General features: G+C 65.1%; 16 protein-coding genes. 15 read left to right on the top strand and 1 reads right to left on the bottom strand.

What is annotated here, in order from left to right; genetic code table 11:
• The first annotated feature begins 128 nt into the window (after positions 1 to 128).
• Positions 129 to 665, top strand: a complete 537-nt coding sequence (locus NA5_RS01560; protein WP_062980998.1) for a hypothetical protein — start codon at positions 129 to 131, stop codon at positions 663 to 665.
• Positions 666 to 816: 151 nt separating this feature from the next.
• Here the strand turns inward: NA5_RS01560 and NA5_RS01555 are convergent, their stop codons facing one another.
• Positions 817 to 1,443, bottom strand: a complete 627-nt coding sequence (locus NA5_RS01555; protein ID WP_062980996.1) for a TetR/AcrR family transcriptional regulator — start codon at positions 1,441 to 1,443, stop codon at positions 817 to 819.
• A gap of 104 nt (positions 1,444 to 1,547) precedes the next feature.
• Between NA5_RS01555 and NA5_RS01550 the strand changes: the two genes are divergently transcribed.
• From NA5_RS01550 to fadD32, 14 genes are all read left to right on the top strand, one after another.
• Positions 1,548 to 2,270: an SDR family NAD(P)-dependent oxidoreductase gene (locus NA5_RS01550; protein WP_062980995.1), complete on the top strand. Its 723-nt coding sequence runs from the start codon at positions 1,548 to 1,550 to the stop codon at positions 2,268 to 2,270.
• Between the two features lie 341 nt (positions 2,271 to 2,611).
• Positions 2,612 to 3,844: a UDP-galactopyranose mutase gene (gene glf / locus NA5_RS01545; RefSeq protein WP_062980993.1), complete on the top strand. Its 1,233-nt coding sequence runs from the start codon at positions 2,612 to 2,614 to the stop codon at positions 3,842 to 3,844.
• Positions 3,841 to 5,850 carry a glycosyltransferase gene (locus tag NA5_RS01540; RefSeq protein ID WP_062980991.1) on the top strand — a complete coding sequence of 670 codons (2,010 nt, stop codon included), beginning with the start codon at positions 3,841 to 3,843 and terminating at the stop codon, positions 5,848 to 5,850. The genes glf and NA5_RS01540 overlap by 4 nt, the downstream gene beginning before the upstream one ends.
• A gap of 80 nt (positions 5,851 to 5,930) precedes the next feature.
• A complete protein-coding gene (locus NA5_RS01535; RefSeq protein ID WP_062981321.1) occupies positions 5,931 to 6,476 on the top strand; it encodes a phosphatase PAP2 family protein in 546 nt (181 codons plus the stop codon).
• Between the two features lies 1 nt (position 6,477).
• Positions 6,478 to 7,410, top strand: coding sequence for a decaprenyl-phosphate phosphoribosyltransferase (locus NA5_RS01530; protein ID WP_062980990.1), 933 nt, complete (start codon positions 6,478 to 6,480; stop codon positions 7,408 to 7,410).
• Between the two features lie 7 nt (positions 7,411 to 7,417).
• Entirely contained in the window at positions 7,418 to 9,343 is a 1,926-nt protein-coding gene (locus tag NA5_RS01525) for an arabinofuranosyltransferase AftB family protein (protein WP_371856360.1), read from the top strand.
• Between the two features lie 323 nt (positions 9,344 to 9,666).
• On the top strand, positions 9,667 to 10,674 hold the full coding sequence (locus tag NA5_RS01520; RefSeq protein WP_062980987.1) for an alpha/beta hydrolase: 1,008 nt from the start codon (positions 9,667 to 9,669) through the stop codon (positions 10,672 to 10,674).
• Between the two features lie 398 nt (positions 10,675 to 11,072).
• On the top strand, positions 11,073 to 12,023 hold the full coding sequence (locus NA5_RS01515) for an alpha/beta hydrolase (RefSeq protein ID WP_062981319.1): 951 nt from the start codon (positions 11,073 to 11,075) through the stop codon (positions 12,021 to 12,023).
• Positions 12,024 to 12,950: 927 nt separating this feature from the next.
• On the top strand, positions 12,951 to 13,988 hold the full coding sequence (locus tag NA5_RS01510; protein WP_084483797.1) for an alpha/beta hydrolase: 1,038 nt from the start codon (positions 12,951 to 12,953) through the stop codon (positions 13,986 to 13,988).
• 210 nt (positions 13,989 to 14,198) lie between these two features.
• On the top strand, positions 14,199 to 16,001 hold the full coding sequence (locus NA5_RS01505; protein ID WP_084483824.1) for an alpha/beta hydrolase-fold protein: 1,803 nt from the start codon (positions 14,199 to 14,201) through the stop codon (positions 15,999 to 16,001).
• Positions 16,002 to 16,103: 102 nt separating this feature from the next.
• Positions 16,104 to 16,619, top strand: coding sequence for a DUF732 domain-containing protein (locus tag NA5_RS01500; protein WP_062980981.1), 516 nt, complete (start codon positions 16,104 to 16,106; stop codon positions 16,617 to 16,619).
• Positions 16,616 to 17,608, top strand: coding sequence for a cutinase family protein (locus NA5_RS01495; RefSeq protein ID WP_084483796.1), 993 nt, complete (start codon positions 16,616 to 16,618; stop codon positions 17,606 to 17,608). Before NA5_RS01500 ends, NA5_RS01495 begins: the two co-directional genes overlap by 4 nt.
• A gap of 291 nt (positions 17,609 to 17,899) precedes the next feature.
• Positions 17,900 to 18,940 (top strand): LLM class F420-dependent oxidoreductase, encoded by a 1,041-nt coding sequence (locus NA5_RS01490; protein WP_062981316.1) that lies wholly within the window; start codon positions 17,900 to 17,902, stop codon positions 18,938 to 18,940.
• A 192-nt stretch (positions 18,941 to 19,132) separates the two neighbouring features.
• On the top strand, positions 19,133 to 21,049 hold the full coding sequence (gene fadD32 / locus NA5_RS01485; RefSeq protein WP_062980975.1) for a long-chain-fatty-acid--AMP ligase FadD32: 1,917 nt from the start codon (positions 19,133 to 19,135) through the stop codon (positions 21,047 to 21,049).
• Positions 21,050 to 21,055: the final 6 nt, after the last annotated feature.

The raw sequence follows: 21,055 nt of genomic DNA, 5'->3' as shown, positions 1-21,055 counted from the left end.
GAGGTAGGGCGTCCGCAGCCAGCGGGCGCCCTACCGGCGATTCACCGCGACAAGTCGACAGCACGCCGGGGGCGGTCCGCGGCCGTAGGATCGAATCGTCCACAAACTAGTGGGGAGGAGCGTCGACGATGCTTTACCGGAGTGCGAATCGGCCGAGTGGGGTGGTCGCGCAGATCGGTGCGGCGCTCGCGGTGCTGTATGGGTTGGGGAGTCTGGTCGGGGGCATATCGCTCGTCGCAGACTTCGTCCACGATCGAAGCCGGTTCGACAATTCGCTCGTCATTTTCACCGCGCTCGGGGCGGCGCTGATGGTCGCGGTCATGATCTTCGGCGGTGTCCGGCTCTGGCGTCAGGACGAGACCGGGCGCTACACGCTGATCGTCGCATCCGGTCTGTCGCTCGCCATCGGCATTGTCGGACTTGCCGTTTCGCTCACCGATTACGAATTCGGCCTCGGCATCTTCTGGTGGTCCACCGCCGACCACTCGCTCTGGGTGTCCCCCTTATTCGGCCTGGTCGGCCAGCTGACCGCCCTGATCCAGGAAAATCTGCTCCGCACCGCTATAGACCTCGCCCAACCGCTCCTGATCCTCGCCCTGTGCGCCAGCAGATTCGCCGCCCGTTGGACCGCGGCTCGCCCGACTCATCACGCGCTGACCTACTGACCGCTCACATCGAGGGAGCCGCCGAGCGCGCAGGATCCCTATCGACAGTTCGCATTCAGCCTAGGACCGCAGCAGCCTCACGCCGGGCAACGAGTAACGTTGGCCCACACGTCGTTTACGAAGCCCAGGGTTCCTTAGGACAAGCAGAAATTCAGCCCTTCAGCGCTTGCATCAATTGATCTTCGGTGATGGGCGGCACGGGGAGCGGGTGGGCGGCGCTGGCTCGGAGCCCGTCCAGGACCAGGGCGAGATGGCGGCGCCAGGCTTCGGGGGCGATCTTGGCGGTGGCCTCGATGATTCGGGTGTGCGACCAGGTGATGAAGGCGATGTCTTCGAGGACCCAGTCGGGGCGCAGCGCGCCGGATTCCTGTGCGCGGGTGACGATTCGACGCATCAGGCCGTGGCCGGATTCCTGGGCGCGCGCGATGGCGGGGCTGGGGGCGCCGCGTAGGGCGAGGTCGCTGAGTAGGCGGTCGGCGGCCTGGAGTTCACAGACCTTCTCGACCAGGTAGACGAAAGCGTCCCAGGGGTCCTGGATTTCGATCGCCTCCCGGGCAATGCGGCCGCCCGCTTCGATGCGGTCTTCGACGGCCGCGGCGATGAGGTCGTCGCGGGTGGGAAAGCGGTTGTAGAGCGTGCCGATGGCCACCCCGGCGCGGGCGGCGATTTCCTTGAGCGGCGCGTCCAGGCCGCGTTCCTCGAAGACCTCCCGGGCGGCGTTGACGAGCGCGTCCCGATTGCGGCGGGCGTCGCTGCGCAACGGCTTGTCCACGGGCATTCGCCGATCCTACAAATCCGGTCTCGATTTTATCTTGAGCCTAGGTTCAACTTAGTGCTACCGTCGACGCTAACTTGAACCCCTACTCAACTTAGCGAGGAAATATGACCAAGACGATCGCGATCTTCGGCTTCGGGCCAGGGCTCGGCATGGGGACCGGACGGCGGTTCGGGCGGGAGGGGTTCCGAGTGGCGGTCATCGGACGGAATCCGGATAAGGCCCGCGGACACGCCGCCGAATTGGCTGCCGAGGGCATCGAGGCCGCGGCCTTCCCCGCCGATCTCACCGATGAAAAGCAGCTGTACAGCGTGGTTGACGACATCACCGAAAAATTCGGGCAGATCGACGTCGCGATGCACGGCGCGGCGGGCGATGCGCTCGATCGCATCCCGACCACTCTCGATGTCGACGCGGCCAACCTGCGCGTTCCGCTGGAATTGAAGGTCTACTCACCGATCTGGATGACTCGCGCGCTCGCGCCCGCGATGATCGAGCGCGGCGCGGGCGCACTACTGTTCTCGTCCGGATACTCCGACCGGTATCCGGTCCCATACCTGTCCAATTTCGGCGTCGCACTCGGCGCGCAGCGCACCTACATCCGTCAGCTCGCGGTCGAACTGCAAGGCACCGGCGTCTATGTCGGCTTGCTCAATATCGGCGCGCTGATCGGTAACAGCAAGGCCGAGCGCTTGGTCGACGAGCAGCCGGAACTGTTCCCGGCCGGACTCGAGATCGTCCGGATGAGCAATGACGAACTGGGCGATCACTATTGGCGCATGTACACCGACCGCGACGCCGTCGAGTCGGATATCGGCTTTCCGGAGTAGTTCAGTGCGGCGGCCGCCGGACTAGTCTGCTGCCGACCATCGGAGGGTGCGCAGCCATGGTTATCGCGCGGAAACTTTGCAGAGACTCGGCCCCGGCAGTCGACCGGCTCGATCCAGCGGCAGATCGGCCTGCTCCACCGTTGACCAGCTCTCGGAAGAACTGGGGCCGCCCCACCAAGTCGCCGATTTCCGCGGCACCGTCGCCGCAGTAGCCGCTGTGTTGCCGAGGCGTATTCGTTCCCGCGAACTCCAGGAGAAATTCTGGTGGTATCTGTCCGTGAGAGCGCACAGGTCGCGACTCCACCCGGCCCGCGCGCGGTCTTCCGATACGCTGGGCACCCGTGACCGTCGCATCGTCCCCGGGTAACTCCGCAAACTCCGCCTCACAGTTCGATCTGATCGTCGTCGGCTCCGGATTCTTCGGGCTGACCGTCGCCGAGCGCGCCGCCAATCTACTCGGCAAACGGGTGTTGGTGATCGATCGTCGCTACCACCTCGGCGGCAACGCCTATTCGGAGCCGGAGCCGCAGACCGGGATCGAGGTGCACAAGTACGGGGCGCACCTGTTCCACACCTCGAACAAGCGCGTGTGGGACTACGTGACCCAGTTCACCGAGTTCACCGGCTACCAGCACCGGGTCTTCGCGATGCACAAGGGCCAGGCCTATCAGTTCCCGATGGGCCTCGGTCTGATCTCCCAGTTCTTCGGCCGCTACTTCACCCCCGACGAGGCGCGCAAGCTGATCGCCGAACAGGCCTCCGAGGTCGAGACCAAGGACGCGCAGAACCTCGAGGAGAAGGCGATCTCGCTGATCGGCCGCCCGCTCTACGAGGCGTTCGTCCGCGACTACACGGCCAAGCAGTGGCAGACCGATCCGAAGGAACTGCCCGCGGGCAATATCACCCGCCTGCCGGTGCGCTACACCTTCGACAACCGCTACTTCAACGACACCTACGAGGGTCTGCCCAAAGAGGGCTACACGAAGTGGCTGGAGAATATGGCCGCCTCCGAGCTCATCGAGGTCAGGCTGAACACCGACTGGTTCGACGTGCGTGAGCAGATCCGCGCGCAGAACCCGGACGCACCGGTCGTCTACACCGGACCGGTGGACCGCTACTTCGACTACAGCGAGGGCGAACTCGGCTGGCGCACCATCGATTTCGAGACCGAAGTGCTCGAAACCGGCGACTTCCAGGGCACCTCGGTAATGAACTACAACGATTCGGATGTGCCGTACACCCGCATTATCGAACCGCGGCACTTCCACCCGGAGCGCGCGAGCTACCCGAACGACAAGACCGTGATCATGCGTGAATACTCCCGTTTCGCGCAGTCCGGGGACGAGCCGTACTACCCGATCAACACCCCGGAGGACCGCGCCAAGCTCACCGCGTACCGGGCGCTGGCGAAGCAGGAAACCGCGACGGCGAAGGTGCTTTTCGGTGGTCGCCTCGGCACCTACCAGTACCTGGATATGCATATGGCGATCGGCAGTGCGCTCAGCATGTTCGACAATGTCCTCCGGCCGCACCTGGAGTCGGGCGAGCCTCTTTCGGATGAAAGCGACGAATGACCTCCCAATCGATTTTGGAAGACATGACCACCGAAACTCGCGCGAAGTCGCTGCTGCAGCGCATCATCCTGCCCCGGCCGGGTGAACCGCTGGACGTGCGCACCCTCTATGTCGAGGAGTCGCCGACCAACGCTCGGCGCGCGCACGCCACCACCCGCACCTCGCTGTCGATCGGCGCGGAGTCGGAGGTGTCGTTCTGCACGTACTTCAATGCGCTGCCCGCGAGCTACTGGCGGCGCTGGAGCATTCTGAATTCGGTGGTGCTGCGGCTGGAGTTGGCCGGGCACGGCCGCGTGGACGTCTACCGCTCGAAGGCGGACGGTTCCCGAATTCATGTGCAGGGCAAGGAATTCGCGGTCGCACTCGCGGCGCGAGCTCAGGGCCCGGAGGAGGCAGCGGAGCGTGACCACGGAGGGACCAGGGAGCGCCGCAAATCCGACACAGGCACTGAATCGGTGCATGTGGAATTCGAGACCGATCTCGGCCCGTTCGAGGACGGCGGCTGGATCTGGTTCGACATCACCACCGATACCGCCGTCACGCTGCTCGCGGGCGGTTGGTACGCACCGGTCGAAGCGCCGGGTGCGGGCACCATCGCCGTCGGCATGCCGACCTTCAACCGGCCGACCGATCTGGTGAAAACCCTTGGCGCGCTCGGCTCGGATCCGCTGGTGCTGGAGAAGATCGCCGCCGTCATCGTCGCCGATCAGGGCAACCGCAAGGTGGTCGACGAACCCGGCTTCACCGAGGCCGCCGCGGTGCTCGGTGATCGGCTCGCCATTCGCGATCAGCCCAACCTCGGCGGTTCGGGCGGCTACAGCCGGGTCATGTACGAGGCGCTGAAAACCACCGACGCCCAGTACATCGTCTACATGGACGACGATATCGAGATCGAACCCGATTCGATCCTGCGCGCGGTGGCCTTCGCCCGCTTCGCCAAATCGCCCATGCTCGTCGGCGGGCAGATGCTCAACCTGCAGGAGCGCTCACACCTGCACAGCATGGGCGAGGTCGTGGACCGCGGCATCTTCATGTGGACCTCCGCGCCGAATGTCGAATACGACCACGACTTCTCGAAGTACTCGCTCAAGGACCGCGACAACTCCAAGCTCCTGCACCGGCGCATCGACGTCGACTTCAACGGCTGGTGGACCTGTGTAATCCCGCGTCAGGTCGCCGAGGAGATCGGCCAGCCGCTGCCGCTGTTCCTGAAGTGGGACGACGTCGAATACGGTCTGCGCGCCCGTGATCACGGCTACTCCACCGTCACGCTGCCCGGCGCCGCGGTATGGCATATGGCGTGGAGCGATAAGGACGACGCGATCGACTGGCAGGCGTACTTCCACCTGCGCAACCGCCTGGTGGTCGCCTCGCTGCATATGCCGGGCAATGGGCGCGGCATGGTCGTCAACACCGTCAAGGCGACCCTGAAACACCTACTCTGCCTGGAATATTCGACGGTCGCCATCCAGAACCTGGCGATCAAGGACTTCCTCGCCGGACCGGAGCGACTGTTCCAACTGCTGCCGAGTGCCCTCGGCGTGGTACACGAAATGCGCAAGCAGTACCCGGATGCGGTCATCCTGCCTTCGTCCACCGAACTGCCGCTGGCCAGCCACATCGGCGTCGGCGCTGTCGGTGAACCGGCGAATCCGATCGCCAAGGTGGTCCGCCTGGCCAAGGGCGTCGTGCACAACTTCCGTCCGGCCCATGCCGAACACCACGAGCGTCCGCAGCTGAATGTGCCGACGCTGGATGCCCGTTGGTTCCTGCTCTCACAGGTCGACGGCGTCACCGTCACCACTGCGGACGGGCGCGGCGTGGTCTACCGTAAGCGCGATCCGCGCCAGGCCCTCGGCCTGTTCAAGGAGGCCATGCGGCTGCGCAAGGAGTTGGCCGCCCGCTTCCCGGAGATGCAGCAGCGCTACCGCGCCGCTCACCCGACGCTGACCAGCACGGCGGCCTGGGAGAACGTCTTCGGTATCGATACGAAGGATGAGCAGTAGTGAGTCTGGAAGCCACCGCCGCGGACGACAACACCGCGGTACGTCCGAGCGCGAACGGCCACGGCGGTCCGGTATCCGCGGTGCCGTCGGCGCCACAGCCGCCCGAGGTCAAGATCATCAACGCGGTCCAGGCGAGCATCGGCACCAAGCCCGAGGTGATCAAGGCCGCGCGCGGCATGTCGCATTTCGGGGAGCACGCGCTCGGCTGGATCGGCATCGCGGCGGCGGGCTGGCTCGTCGACAAACCGCGGCGTCGGCAGTGGGCCGGGGTCGCGGTCGGCGCGGTCGGTGCGCACGCGGCATCGATCGTCATCAAGCGCATTGTTCGGCGCCCGCGCCCGAATGATCCATCGGTGCAGGTCAACGTCTCGACGCCGAGCAAGCTGAGCTTCCCGTCCTCCCATGCGACCTCGACCACGGCAGCGGCGGTGTTGCTCGGCAGACTGACCGGGCTACCCTTGCCTGCGGTGCTCGTCCCACCGATGTTGCTCTCCCGGGTTGTGCTCGGGGTGCACTATCCCTCCGACGTGCTCGCCGGTTCCGCGCTCGGCGCCGCGTCCGCCGCTGTTGTGCTTGCCGCCGAAAAGAGACTCGATAGTGACCGCACAAGAAAAGACCTTGGTTGACATGAGTGAAGAGCCGACCAGCACGGACCTAGCCGAAGCAGTAGTCAAGGGGCCGCCCAAGACACTGGTCGGCGGGCTGTTCAAGGCGGTCCGCCCGCGTCAGTGGGTCAAGAACGTGCTTGTGCTCGCCGCGCCGCTGGCAGCAGGTCCCGATACGGCCACCGACTTGACCGTGCTCGGGCACGTCGGGCTCGCCTTCGTCGTCTTCTGCATGGCGGCCTCGGGCATCTACCTGGTCAACGACGCGCTCGACGTGGAAGCCGACCGGGCGCACCCGACCAAGCGGTACCGCCCGATCGCCGCGGGCATCGTCCCGGTGAATCTGGCCTACCTGCTCTCGACCATGCTGCTGCTCGGCTCGATCGCCGGATCGTTCCTGGCCTCTTGGCATCTGGCCGTGGTGATGACCGTCTACATCGGCATCCAGCTGGCCTACTGCTTCGGCCTCAAGCACCAGGCGGTGCTGGACATCTGCATCGTGTCCTCCGGCTTCCTGCTGCGCGCGGTGGCCGGTGGCGCGGCCGCGAATATCGACCTGTCGCAATGGTTCCTGCTGATCATGGCGTTCGGCTCGCTGTTCATGGCCGCGGGTAAGCGCTACGCCGAACTGCAGATCGCGCTGAGCACCGGCGCCAAGATCCGCAAGTCGCTGGAGTACTACACACCGACATATCTGCGCTTCATCTGGACTCTCGCCGCGACCGCGGTGGTGGTGTTCTACGGGCTGTGGGCGTTCCAACAGGACAGCCTCAAGCACACCAACTGGTTCGCCATCTCGATGATTCCGTTTACCATCGCAATCCTGCGTTACGCGGTCGACGTCGATGGCGGCGAGGCCGGTGAACCCGAAGAGATCGCGCTGGGGGATCGCATCCTCCAGTTCCTCGCAATCGCCTGGATCGGAGCGGTAGGTGTCGCTGTCTATCTCACCTGATGAAGTGCTGGTAGAGGGAGTGGCGGGAACAGAACAAGTAACGGAGGAGCCGACCGAAGGGTCGGCTCGTTCGTCCTTGCGGTTCGCCGGGCTATCCCGAGCCACCTTCGTCGGTGGGATCGCACTCAGTGTCGTCCTATTCTCGGTTGGCGCCTGGCAGCGACGCTGGATCGCCGACGACGGCCTCATCGTGCTGCGCACGGTGCGAAATCTGTTGGTGGGCAACGGGCCGGTCTTCAACGAGGGCGAGCGCGTCGAGACCAATACCAGTACCGCATGGACCTATCTGGTGTGGTTCTTCAGCTGGCTCACCAGGGCCAGGCTGGAGTACGTCGTACTCGGGGTCGCGCTGACGGTATCGATGCTGGCTATCGTCTTCGCCATGCTCGGCGCCGCGCGGTTGTGGGGCGGCACCAAATCCGCGCTGCTGCTGCCCGCGGGTGTATTCGTCTACATCGCCTTGCCGCCCGCCCGTGACTACGCCACCTCCGGTCTGGAGAGCGGTCTCGTCATCTGCTGGCTGGGTCTGCTGTGGTGGCAGCTGATGCGCTGGAGTCAAACCGAGCGGGTGAAGCTGCCCACGCTGTTCGGGCTGGTATTCCTCGCCGGGCTCGCACCGCTGATCCGTCCGGAGATGACGCTGGTCGGTGCGCTGTCGCTGCTGATGATCTTCCTGGCCCCGATGCCGCAGTCCCGGTTGCGTCCGATCCTGTTGCGCGGATTGATCGTTGCCGCCGCCGGGCTGGTGCCGATGTGCTATCAGGTCTGGCGGATGGGCTACTACGGCCTGCCCTATCCGAATACCGCGGTCGCCAAGGACGCGGGCGGCGCAAAGTGGGGTCAGGGCTTCAAGTACCTCTGGGATCTGGTCGGGCCGTACTACCTGTGGGTGCCGCTGCTGGTGCTGCTGGTCCTCGGCGTGCTCGCGGGCCGCTCGGCGCGTGCCGACAAGGAAACCGATGAGCGCGACTGGACCGTGCGCCGGATACGCGAATGGCTGCATTCACCGAGTGCGGTGGTCGCGCTCATGCTCGGCAGCGGATTCGTCCTCACGATCTACGCGCTGCGCGTCGGCGGTGACTTCATGCACGGCCGGATGTTGCTGCCACAGCTGTTCTGCCTGCTGCTGCCGGTCGCCGTGGCGCCGATCCGGCTACCCGAGGGCGGTCTGCGCGCGGTGACCGCGAAGGATTGGTCCTTCGCGGTGATCACGCTCGCGCTGCTCGGCACCGCGGGCTGGGCGCTGTTCGCGGCCAACACCACCGCCATCAAGTCCGGCACCAAGATCAGTTCCTCCGGCATCGTCGACGAGCGTGTCTACTACGTCCTCAATACCGGCCACGACCATCCGATCCTGGCCGAGGACTACTTGGACTACCCGCGCGTGCGAGCCATGGTGAACAACATCGCCGAAACCCCCGACGGCGGTCTGTTGCTGAACTCGCCGTCGTTCATGTTCTGGTACGTCGCACCGCCGCCGCAGCCGATTCCCGATGGCGGCGCGGGACATACCGTCTACTTCCTGAATCTCGGCATGACCAGCATGAACGTCCCGCTGGACGTGCGCGTCATCGACCAGATGGGCTTGGCCTATCCGCTGGCCGCGCACACCGACCGGCTCACCGACGGCCGGATCGGCCACGACAAGAGCCTGTATCCGGACTGGGTCGTGGTGGATACCGGCATGGTCGATCGGCATCCGTGGATGCCCTGGTACATGGACGAGAAGTGGGTCACCCAGGCTCGGGTCGCCATGAGCTGCCCGGACACCGTGGCATTGAATATCTCCTACCGTGATCCGCTCACCTGGGGCCGCTTCAAGCACAACCTGATCCACGCACTGCATTTCGCGAAATACCGGATCGATCGCGTGCCGAAGTACGAGATCGAGCGGTGCGGGCTGGTGGATCCGTACCCGCAACCGCAAAGGTGAGATGCACCTCCAGTCACATGGGACCCATAGATCTCCATGGGCCCCAGTTCTTTCACGGACCTGGGCAGATAAACGTGGCGCATATCGCTTTATCTCTTTTTGATAACGCCACCGCATCGATGAAGCGATATGGTACGTGGGAACGCCCGTTGGGGCGTCCGATTCGACATGGGCCCATCCAGTGGTCAACGTAGAGACGCGGTCGAAGTACGACCGCATAACGAAAGGCCGAAAACCAGATGCGAGGCGTGTTCGGGCGAAGGACGCAGAATGGACGTCTGAAAACCCGTAGAGCCGGTTCATGGCTCAAGCGGTCGGTGCTGATGTCGCTGGCTATCTTGCTGCCGCTCGGGGTGTCAGTAGCAGGTCCGGCGGGTTCCGCGTCGGCTGCGTTCAACCCGGACGGCTTCGATTTCTGGGTCGACTCCAGCATGGGTCCGATCAAGTCGCGGATCTTCCGGGCCGCGGACGGCAATACCGGACGCGTGGTCTACGCGCTGGACGGTATGCGGGCCCGCGGTGACCTGAACGGTTGGGAGATCGAGACCGAGGTCGCCCGTGAGCTGACCAAGTGGAATATCAATGTGGTCATGCCGGTCGGCGGCCCGTCCAGCTTCTACGCGGACTGGAACGCGCCGGGTAACTTCCTCGGCCTGAGCACCGGTTCGTCGGGTTCGGCCAACGGTTCGTCCTCCGGATCCGCGATGACCGGCTCCTCGGGTTGGAACGAGACCCTCGGCAAGTCGAACACCTACAAGTGGGAGACCTTCCTGACCAGCGATCTGCGCAATGCCTTGCGTGATCGCCTCGGCTTCAGCCCCACCCGCAATGGCGTCTTCGGCCTGTCCATGGGCGGCAGCGCGGCGCTGACGCTCTCGGCCTACCACCCGGACCAGTTCGTCTATGCCGGTTCGTACTCCGGCTACCTGAACATCTCCGCGCCGGGTATGCGCGAGGCGCTGCGCGTCGCGATGATCAGCGCGGGCGGCTACAACATCGACGCGATGGCGCCGCCGTGGGGCCCGCAGTGGCTGCGCATGGACCCGTTCGTCTTCGCGCCGCGCCTGATCCAGAACGGCACCAGGCTCTGGGTGGCCGCCGGTAGTGCACTGCCCGGTCCGGCCGATGCGAGCTCGCCGATCGACATCGTGCAGGGCACGCCGCTGGAGGCGCTCGCACTGGTCAACACCCGGGCCTTCCAGGTTCGGATGGCGACACTCGGTGCGCAGAATGTCACCTACAGCTTCCCGTCCGTCGGCATCCACAACTGGCACAACTGGGAGGCCGAGGTCTACCGCATGATCCCGGATCTCTCCGCCAACATCGGGTAAAACCAGCACCCTCTCGAAACCGCCTGGCGTGTTCGCACGCCAGGCGGTTTTTGTTTTGCTCGTATCCGTCCGACACCCCCATTGACAACGAATCAGCTGCTGGATGCCTTCAGTAGTTGTGGGGTGGATCACCTTCCAGCAACATAGAAGCATTCGCTGGCGATTGATGTACGGAGAACATGCATAGAGGTCGATACGTCCGATTTGGGTAGGACGGTGTGACTTTATGCCCGATGAGGGGGCCAGTTGAAGTTGCTTACAGTTTGCTGACTGGCCGTCCGAAAGAAAGGTCGAGTCGAATGCGAAGTGTGCGCTGGAAACGTAGGCCCCCGCGTCGGAACCCGGGATCCGCCTCGGGGCGCTGGGTGAGGAAATTGGTATTCGGCGTGGCGACGGCCATGCTGTTACCGCTCGGAATCTCCGTGGCGGGCAGCGGCGCCACCGCATCGGCGGGCTTCAACCCGGCGGCCTTCGACTTCTGGGTCGACTCGGCCATGGGCCCGATCAAGTCCCGGGTGCTGCGCGCCGCCGACGGCAATACCAATCGCGTCGTCTACGTACTGGACGGCATGCGTGCCCCGGAGACGTTGAGCGGCTGGGAGATCGAGACCGATGTACCCCAGCTGCTGGCGAGCTGGAATATCAACGTCGTCATGCCGGTCGGTGGTATGTCGAGCTTCTATGCCGACTGGAATGCGCCGAGCGAGTTCTTCGGCGTCGCGGCGGGCAACGGTTCGACCGCATTCGCGGGCGGCCCAGGCAAGAGCTACCGGTACCAGTGGGAAACCTTCCTCACCAGCGACCTGCGCAACGCGCTGCGGGATCGGTTGGGCTTCAATCCGAACCGCAACGGCGTGTTCGGGCTGTCCATGGGCGGCAGCGCGGCGCTGACGCTCTCGGCCTACCACCCGGACCAGTTCAGCTTCGCCGGTGCGTACTCCGGCTACCTGAACATCTCCGCGCCCGGCATGCGCGAGGCCATCCGGATGGCCATGCTCGACGCGGGCGGCTACAACGTGGACGCGATGGCACCGCCGTGGGGTCCGCAGTGGCTGCGCATGGATCCGTTCGTCTTCGCACCCAATCTGGTCCGCAACGGCACCAGGCTGTGGATCGCCGCGGCGAGTGGCTTGCCGACCGCACAGGACGGCCCGAGTATCAACACGCTCAACGGCATGGGGCTGGAGGCGTTGGCGTTGGCCAACACTCGGGCCTTCCAGGTGCGCATGGCGACGCTGGGTGGCGGCAATGCCGTCTATGATTTCCCGGCCTATGGCATCCATGCCTGGAACAACTGGACCGACGAGGCCGTCCGGATGCTCCCGGATCTGTCCGCCAACATCGGTTAGTTCTACGCATCGAACGGACCGCCTGGGCATCAGGCGGTCCGTTTGTTCGTCCGGTTTATCCGTGTTGGCTGGTTGGTCGCTGGAAAAGTTTTTCGGTTCGGTGCCCCATGGTTTCGGTGGATAGTCGGAGTCCGCCGCGACAATTCTCCGGTGCATCACGGTCCGGCATAACGGCGGCTTTTCGTTCCGGTGCTGTACAGAGATTGTCAATAAAAGGGCGATAACGCCGAGATCGTCGCGCGGGAAGCGTCGGTGCCGCGTGTCGATCATCATGCACGACAAGTTGTGAGCGAAGGTGCTCGTCGGGCGAAGGGTGGAATCGATGCGGGCTCGCGGAATCGTTGCCCGTGGATGGCTGCGGCAGTCGCAGCAGCGCTCGCGTTGGCGTTGTGATGCCGTCGGCGGGCAACCCGATTTGTATTCGGACTGGGTGCTTCCTAGCCATACCAGCGGCCAGCAGACACCCACGCCGTCGGACGCCACAGTCTGCGCTGGGCACTGCGGGACCGGCTCGGCTTCCACCCGTACGGCAATGGTGTCTGCCTGTCCGTGGGCGGCAGCGCCGCGCTGGCCCTCGCGGCCTATCGCCAGGACCGGATTCGCCACTCCCTAGTGACCCCCTAATCTTTGTCCGAAATTCCCGTTCCGACACGACATCTCCGGGCGAACGCGATAGGGTCACCGCACGATCACAGCTTGTGAACGGGCGGAATTCGGTCACTCGAATACCCCGGTCTTGCTAAGGCTTCGCACGTCGAATAACCTCCAGCGAGCGCAAGTGTGACCAGATCGTTGTAGCGCCGTCCGTTGTGCCGGAATGTCGGGTACCGGTTCGCAATGTGACGCGCGTCTCGTTGGCAGCACGGGTGTCGCCCGGCCCGCAAGGGCAACGGGCGACACCACAACAGCAGAAAGAGAGCAGGATTCATGCGTTTCGGCAGGGCGGCCGCGCCGAAGAGAACCAAGTCGGGACGGCGAGGCACCCCTCGTGGTTGGCGGAATCGAATTCTGGCTGTCGGTGCCGCTGCGTTGGCGCTACCGATCGCCGCAGGTGTGACGGGCCCGACCGTTGCCTTGGCCGCGCCGGTGCACGGCCCCGCGCTGCGGACGCCGTCGGGCGGCTTCGAGGATCTGATGGTCCCTTCGCAGATGGGTCCGATCAAGGTCCAGGTGCAGTGGGCGGCGCGCGGCGGTAATGCGGCGCTCTACCTGCTCGATGGTCTGCGTGCTCGTGACGACCGCAATGCCTGGTCGTTCGAGACCAACGCCCTCCAGCAGTTCGGCAACGACAACATCTCGCTGATCATGCCGGTCGGCGGTCAGTCGAGCTTCTACGCCGACTGGTACGCGCCGAGCAACACCAACGGCCAGAAGACCACCTACAAGTGGGAGACCTTCCTGACCAAGGAACTCCCCGCCTTCCTCGAGGGCTACGGAGTGTCGCGCACCAACAACGCGGTTGTCGGCCTCTCGATGGGTGGCTCCGCCGCGCTGGCGCTGGCCGCCTACCACCGCGACCAGTTCAAGTACGCCGCGTCCTTCTCCGGCTACCTGAACATCTCCGCGCCGGGCATGCGTGAGGCGATCCGCATCGCGATGCTGGACGCGGGCCGCTACAACGTCGACTCGATGGCCGCGCCGTGGAGCTCGCAGTGGCTGCGGATGGACCCGTTCGTCTTCGCGCCGCAGCTGCGTGGTCTGCCGATGTACATCTCGGCGGCCAGCGGTCTGCCGGGTCAGTACGACAACCCGAACTCGGCCGTTGGCTACTTCAACACCGCCAACGGTATGGCGCTGGAGGCGCTGTCGCTGGTCAACACCCGTGCGTTCCAGGCTCGCCTGTCTTCGCTCGGCATTCCGGCAACATTCGATTTCCCGGCCTCGGGTACCCACTCGTGGAAGTACTGGGAGGGTGAGCTGTGGAATGCCCACAACGGCATCCTCGACGCCACCGGCGGTTGGTGACCTAAGGGTCTAGACGCCCAACGGCGCCGTCTGCTTCCGAACGGAAGCGGGCGGCGCCGTTCGCATTCGCCTGGCGGATAAGCCTGTCCGCGTGTCTTACCCGCAACCGCACCGCAACCGGGGTAGGAAACACTTGTGGCAGGACTTGCATTCGGAAGCTGGGGGCGGCGCGGGCGGCGTGGCGGACGTGTGACCCGCGGTCGGGTCGCGATGCTCGCAACCGCCCTCGTGATCCCACTCGCATCCAGTATTTCCCCGGCGACTCCACCGGCAAACGCCCAGCCCGCCGCCGCCTCGGCCGTCGGCGCGACGGTGCAGCGGGTGGTGTGGCTGACCGATCGGCGGGTCGCGCTGTGGATCAATTCGCCGTCGATGGCCACACCCATCCAGGTGCAGCTGCTGCTGGCCCGGGATTGGAACACGCACCCGGAGGCCAGGTTTCCGGCGCTGTTCATGCTCGACGGTCTGCGCGCCACCGATGAGGAGAGCGGCTGGACCCACGACGCCGGTGCGGTGGATTTCTACGCCGATAAGAACATCACGGTGGTGCTGCCGATCGGCGGTCAATCCAGCTTCTATTCCGACTGGCTGCAGCCGGACAACGGTCGCAACTACAAGTGGGAAACCTTCCTCACTAAGGAACTTCCGCCGCTGCTCGAGAGTCAGTGGCGGACCACGGATGTGCGTGGCATGGAAGGCATTTCGATGGGTGGCACGGCCGCGATGTTCCTGGCCGGGCGCAACCCGAACTTCGCGAAATACGCCGCGTCGTACTCCGGTGTGCTGACCACGACCACTCTCGGCATGCCGCAGGCGATCCAGTACGCCATGCACGATGCGGGCGGATTCGATTCGACCGCCATGTGGGGTCCGCCGGGCGGTCCGGAATGGGAGAGTCACGACCCGTACGCGTTGGCGGACAAGCTCAAGGGTGTCAGCCTGTATATCTCCAGCGGTAACGGCTCGATCGGACCATTCGACCAGGCCAGTGGCATTCCCGGGGTCAGCACCAATTACGCGGGCATGGGTTTGGAGATCCTGTCCAGGCTGACCTCGCAGAACTTCGTCACCAAACTCGCCAAGCTATCCATCCCCGCGCAGGTGAATTACCGTCCCTCCGGGACACATTCGTGGCCGTACTGGGATTTCGAAATGCGCCAGTCCTGGCCGCAGGCCGCCGCCGCACTCGGGGTCGATCCGAATAAACCGGCGTGTCAGACCGGTGGCGCGATCGCCGCGCTGGCTGGCGGCAACGGCTGGCTCGGCGAATGCCTGACCGGTGAGTACCAGGTGCCGGGCGGCATCGCGCAGGACTTCAAGGGCGGCCGGGTCTTCTATTCGCAGGCCGACGGTGCGCACCCGGTCGGGGGCATGATCGGCGGCGGCTACCAGGCCGCGCTCGGCCCGAGCGGTTCGCTCGGCTTGCCCACCGATGACGAACGCGGGCTGCCGGATGGCCGCGGACGCATGCAGGCCTTCCGGAACGGCCTGCTCTACTGGACGTCGCGGACCGGCGCCCAGGTGGTGCGTGGCGCGATTCTCGACGAATGGGGCGGGCAGGGCTTCGAGCGTGGCCCGGCCGGATATCCCACCGGACCGGAGACCAAGGTCCCCAATAGGGACGGTGTGGTCCAGTCCTTCGAAAACGGCCCGTTCTACTACAGCGCGAAGACCGGCGTGCATCACGTGCAGGGGATGATCCTCGGCAAGTACGCCGAATTGGGTTATGAGAACAGCCAACTCGGTTTCCCCACCGCCGACGAGGCCCCGAGCAAGGATTTCGGCCGCTACAGCAAGTTCGAGGGCGGCAATATCTACTGGAGCCCGCTCTCGGGTGCGTGGCCGGTGCGTTCGGGGCCGATCATGGATATGTGGTCGGTGCTCGGCTATGAGAACGGCAGGCTCGGGTATCCGACGAGTGACGAATTCGCCATTCCCGGCGGCACCCAGCAGAATTTCCAGACCGGATTCATCACCGTGCGCGATGGCAAACCCGAGGTGCACGGCATTTGATTCCAAACGGTCTGTTTGATGGCCGACTGCACCTATGGTTGGCTTTCCTCTAGCCTGGGTGGCGACCCGACCCCTTAGCGAACAGATCGAGGACACGAATTCATGCATCGGACCCGCGGAAAGGTTATCGGCGTAGTCGTGGGGATCGCCGCTACCGGCTTGCTCGCCGCCTGTGGCAATAACGATTCGACGGCCACGAGTACGCCGACGCTGTCCCACACCACGACGGTGGCGCCGACCTCCGCCTCGACCAGCGCCGCTGCGACCGGCCAGCCGTCGCAGGCCCCCGAGACGCCCACCGATACGGCGACGCCGGAGCGTCCGCAGCCCGTCCCGACCAATGCCGTCCCCGAGGACACCTCGAAGCTCACCGATAAGGACAAGAAGTTCCTCGACGCGCTCAAGGCCGCGGGCATTACCCCGTCCACCCCGGATATCGCGCTGAGCATCGGCTCCTACGTCTGCCAGGGCGTCGCGGCGAATGCCTCCGATCAGGATCTGATGACCTTCGTCTCGGCGATGGCCGGATCGGATCCGTCCTTCGATCCGGCGAAGATGCCGGTGGACAAGGCCGGACGGATCTACATCGATACGGCTAAGGCGACGTACTGCCAGTGAGTGCGCGTCCCGGTTCGGCCTCCCGCCGGTCCAGAAAACCGGCGGGATGTCTGCTCTTCATCGGTGTGGCGGTGCTCGTCCTCGTCATCGCGCTGCTGCTGTGGTTCGTGCTCGCCGGTCCGCTGCGCAAGCCGAAGCCCGGTCCGAAGCCGCCGCCGACACCGCCGACCTCCCAGCCCGCCTGGTGTCCCGATGTGCAGATGATTTCGATACCCGGTACCTGGGAATCGAATAGCAACGACGATCCGCACAATCCGACGGCCAATCCGATCTCGTTGATGCTCAACATCTCCGGGCCGGTGTCGCAGCAGTTCCCGGAGGGTCGGCTGGATGTCTACACCGTTCCGTATGTCGCGCAGTTCTCCAATCCGATCGCGATTCCGCCGGACGGTCAGCAGTCCTATAACAACAGCCGCTCCGAGGGCTGGCAGCGTGCGCTCGACGCGATGTCGAATCGGTACCGCGACTGTCCGCTGACCACCTATGTGCTCGCCGGGTTCTCCCAGGGCGCGGTGATCGCGGGCGATATCGCCAACCAGATCGGCGCGGGCAAGGGGCCGGTCCCCGCGGACAAGGTGCTGGGCGTCATGCTGATCGCCGACGGCCGCCGCACCGGTGACAACGGACCGGGCCAGGCCATCCAGATCGGCACCGCACCCACGGGAGTCGGCGCCGAGATCGCGCTCAACGGATTGAAGGTGCCCGGGATCACGATGACCGGCGCCAGGGCGGGTGGTTTCGGCTCGCTCGCCGATCGCACCTACACCATCTGCGCGCCGGGTGATCTGATCTGCGATTCGCCGCGCGATGCGTTGAGTCCCCTGAACATTGTGGGCAGCGTGCTGACCCTGGTCCGCGCTGTGGGCAACCCGGTGCACAGCCTCTACAACGGTTACGTGGTGGACGGCGATGGCACCACCGCGACACAGTGGACAGTGAACTGGGCGAACGGTTTGATCGAGGCAGCGCCACACCCGGCGCATGCTTGACCGCCTCCTCGGGCCTTTCTCTGTCGTGGGAACCTCGACAGCCCTCGGGTGAGTCGCCGGGCAGATCCGGCGAGTCACCAACACGCGCACGAAATCGGTTGTCGCCTTGGTGACTGGTCACATGAAACCCGCCTGATCGCGGTGCTAGTGACGCAAGCTGGGCAACTCCACACCGCAACGCTGTAAAGTGCGCCTGATGATCGCGACGCCGACCCTCGAGCCCCCAGAAGCGTGGGCACGATGTGGTCGGGCTTCGCGCCCACATTTCCTTACAGCCAGGAGCATGAGTTCATGACAGAAGCCGCACCGGCCACCACGGCGAGCCGTGACGCGGATGCTGAGTTGACCGCGCTGGGTACTCCGCTGCGGCCCTTCCGCTTCGCGGCCGCGGGCGAGGGAAATAAGCAAGAGGGCGGGGCAAGGAAGTTCGTCCAGACCGCGCAGACGGCCGAGGAATACGGCTTCGACACCTTCGTCGTGCCCGATCACCTCGGTGACCAGATCGGCCCGATCGCCGCACTCGGTGCGCTCACCCAGGCCACCGAGCGGATCCGGCTGGGAACCTCGGTGCTGGCCAATGGTTTCCGGCATCCGGTGGTGCTGGCCAAGGATCTGGCCACCATCGACGTGCTGTCCAAGGGCCGCCTCGAGGTCGGCATCGGCGCGGGCTGGAAGCAGGACGAATTCGTCGCCGCTGGTCTGCCCTACGAATCGCCGGGCGTGCGCCTCGCGAAGTTGGACGAGACCCTGAGCATTCTCGATGTGCTGCTGCGTGGTCAGGAGTGCACCTTCGAGGGCAAGTACTACCAGGTGCACGGTGTCAAGGGGACGCCACGGCCGCGGCAGGGTCCGCGCCCGCCGATCTGCACCGGCGGCGGCGGTCCGAAGATGCTGCGCCTGGCCGCCAAGCACGCCGACATCATTTCGGTCGTTCCGGTCACCACCAAGAACGGCAAGGGACTGTTGTCCGGGATCACCTTGGAAAAGACCATCGAGAAGGTGAACCTGATCAAGGAAGCCGCTGGTGAGCGTTTCGCCGATATCGAGCTGAACTGGGCCATTACCGCGATCGTCATCACCGACGACCGAGAGAAGACCGCCGAGATGGCGCTGTCCGCCATCGATCGCGGACTGCACCCGGACCTCGAGGTCGACGTGAAACTGTCGGTCGAGGAAATCCTCGCCTCGCCCTATGTGGCGATCGGCACATTCGAGGAGATCGCCGAACAGATCCGTCAGGTGCGGCAACTCACATCGATGTCCTATGTCGGTGTGTTCCCCACCCAGATGGACGCGTTCGCGCCGATTATTCCGCTGCTGCGGGGGGAGTGACCCGGTCTTCTCTGTAACATGACTCTGGTTTGAGAACATCTAGCCGATAGCGGTCTACCGCGCAGACCGCAATAAAATCTGCAGGCTGGCTCTCGCATGTAGAGCACCCGCGGGCGATAGCGAGTCGGGGCCTCACAGGTAACAGCGGCGTTGTCGCCGTCTTGCTGCGTGTGCCTCGGAGGAGATGAAGGAATGGACGAGACTTTCGACGATTACCTGGATGAGACCGGGAACATCCGTATTCCCGATGATCACACCCTGGTAGACCACGTCGAGAAGCACACCCGCAACGACGCGAACACCCTCGCGTACCGCTACATCGATTACTCGCGCGAGCGCGACGGTGAGGCGCAGGAGCTGACGTGGCGTGAGTTCGGTATTCGGCTGCGCGCGGTGGCCGCTCGACTGCAGCAGGTGACCAACCCGGGTGACCGGGTCGCGATCCTGGCTCCGCAGGGCCTGGATTACGTGATCTCCTTCTTCGCCGCGATCTACGCGGGCACCATCTCGGTGCCGCTGTTCGACCCGGACGAGCCGGGCCACACCGACCGCCTGCACGCGGTGCTCGGCGACTGCGAACCCTCCGCCATTCTGACCGCGAGCTCCTCCGCGGCCGGTGTACGCCAGTTCTTCCGCTCGCTGCCCGCCGCCCAGCGTCCGCGCATCATCGCGGTCGACGCGATTCCGGATGCCGTCGGCGAGAGCTGGGTGCGTCCCGATGTCGCCGTCGACGACATCGCCTACCTGCAGTACACCTCGGGCTCCACCCGCGTTCCGGCTGGCGTGGAGATCACCCACCGGGCGGTCGGCACCAATCTGTTGCAGATGGTCGACGCGATCAACCTGGACTGGAACTCGCGCGGTGTCACCTGGCTGCCGCTGTTCCACGACATGGGTCTGCTGACGGTCATCCTGCCCGCGGTCGGCGGCAAGTACATCACCATCATGTCGCCGAGCGCGTTCGTGCGCCGCCCGTACCGCTGGATCAAGGAACTGGCCGCCGCCAACGACGGCGCCGGAACCTTCGCCGCCGCACCGAACTTCGCCTTCGAGCACGCCGCCGCGCGTGGTCTGCCGAAGAACGGCGAATCGCTGGACCTGTCCAATGTCATCGGCCTGATCAACGGCAGTGAGCCGGTGACCACCTCGTCGATGAAGAAGTTCAACGACGCCTTCGCCCCGTACGGCCTGCCCAAGACCGCGATCAAGCCCTGCTACGGCATGGCCGAGGCGACGCTGTTCGTCTCCGCGACCAAGGCCGAGGACGAGGCCAAGGTCGTCTACGTCGACCGCAAGGAACTCAACGCGGGCCGCATGGTCCGGGTCGAGCAGGGCGCCGAGAATGCCATCGCGCAGGTCTCCTGCGGTTATGTCGCGCTGTCGCAGTGGGCCGCCATCGTCGATCCGGAGACCGTCGATTCCGACGGCGGCGGCCGTGAGCTGGCCGACGGTCGAGTCGGTGAGATCTGGCTGCACGGCAACAATATGGGCATCGGCTACTGGGGTCGTCCGGACGAGACCGCGGCGACCTTCCACAACAAGGTCGCCCACCGGCTGTCCGAGGGCAGCCACACCGAGGGCACCGCGCTCGACGCCAACTGGATGCGCACCGGCGACTACGGCGTGTACTTCGAGGGCGAGCTGTACATCACGGGGCGGGTGAAGGACCTCGTGATCGTCGACGGCCGCAATCACTACCCGCAGGACCTGGAGTTCTCCGCGCAGGAGGCCTCGAAGGCGCTGCGACCCGGTTTCGTCGCCGCGTTCTCGGTGCCCGCGAATCAGCTGCCCGCCGAGGTATTCGAACAGGGCAGCCATTCCGGCCTGAGCTTCGATGCCGACGATGCCTCCGAGCAGCTCGTCATCGTGGCCGAGCGCGGACCGGGCGCCGGTAAGGCCGATCCGCTGCCGATCGCCGACGCGGTCCGCGCGGCGATCTCCCAGCGCCACGGTGTGACCGTGCGTGACGTGCTCTTGGTCCCCGCCGGTTCGATTCCACGGACCTCCAGCGGCAAGATCGCTCGACGCGCCTGCAAGACTGCTTATCTGGAGGGAACGCTGCGGGGTGGTTACACCCAGCAGGCCTTCCCCGATGCACCGGAAGAGTAATTGCCC

Origin of the sequence: Nocardia anaemiae NBRC 100462 (genome assembly GCF_001612725.1) — a bacterium.
Lineage (GTDB): Bacteria > Actinomycetota > Actinomycetes > Mycobacteriales > Mycobacteriaceae > Nocardia > Nocardia anaemiae.
The sequence above is the reverse complement of the archived record's forward strand: the minus strand, read 5'-3'. Positions and strand labels throughout refer to the sequence as shown.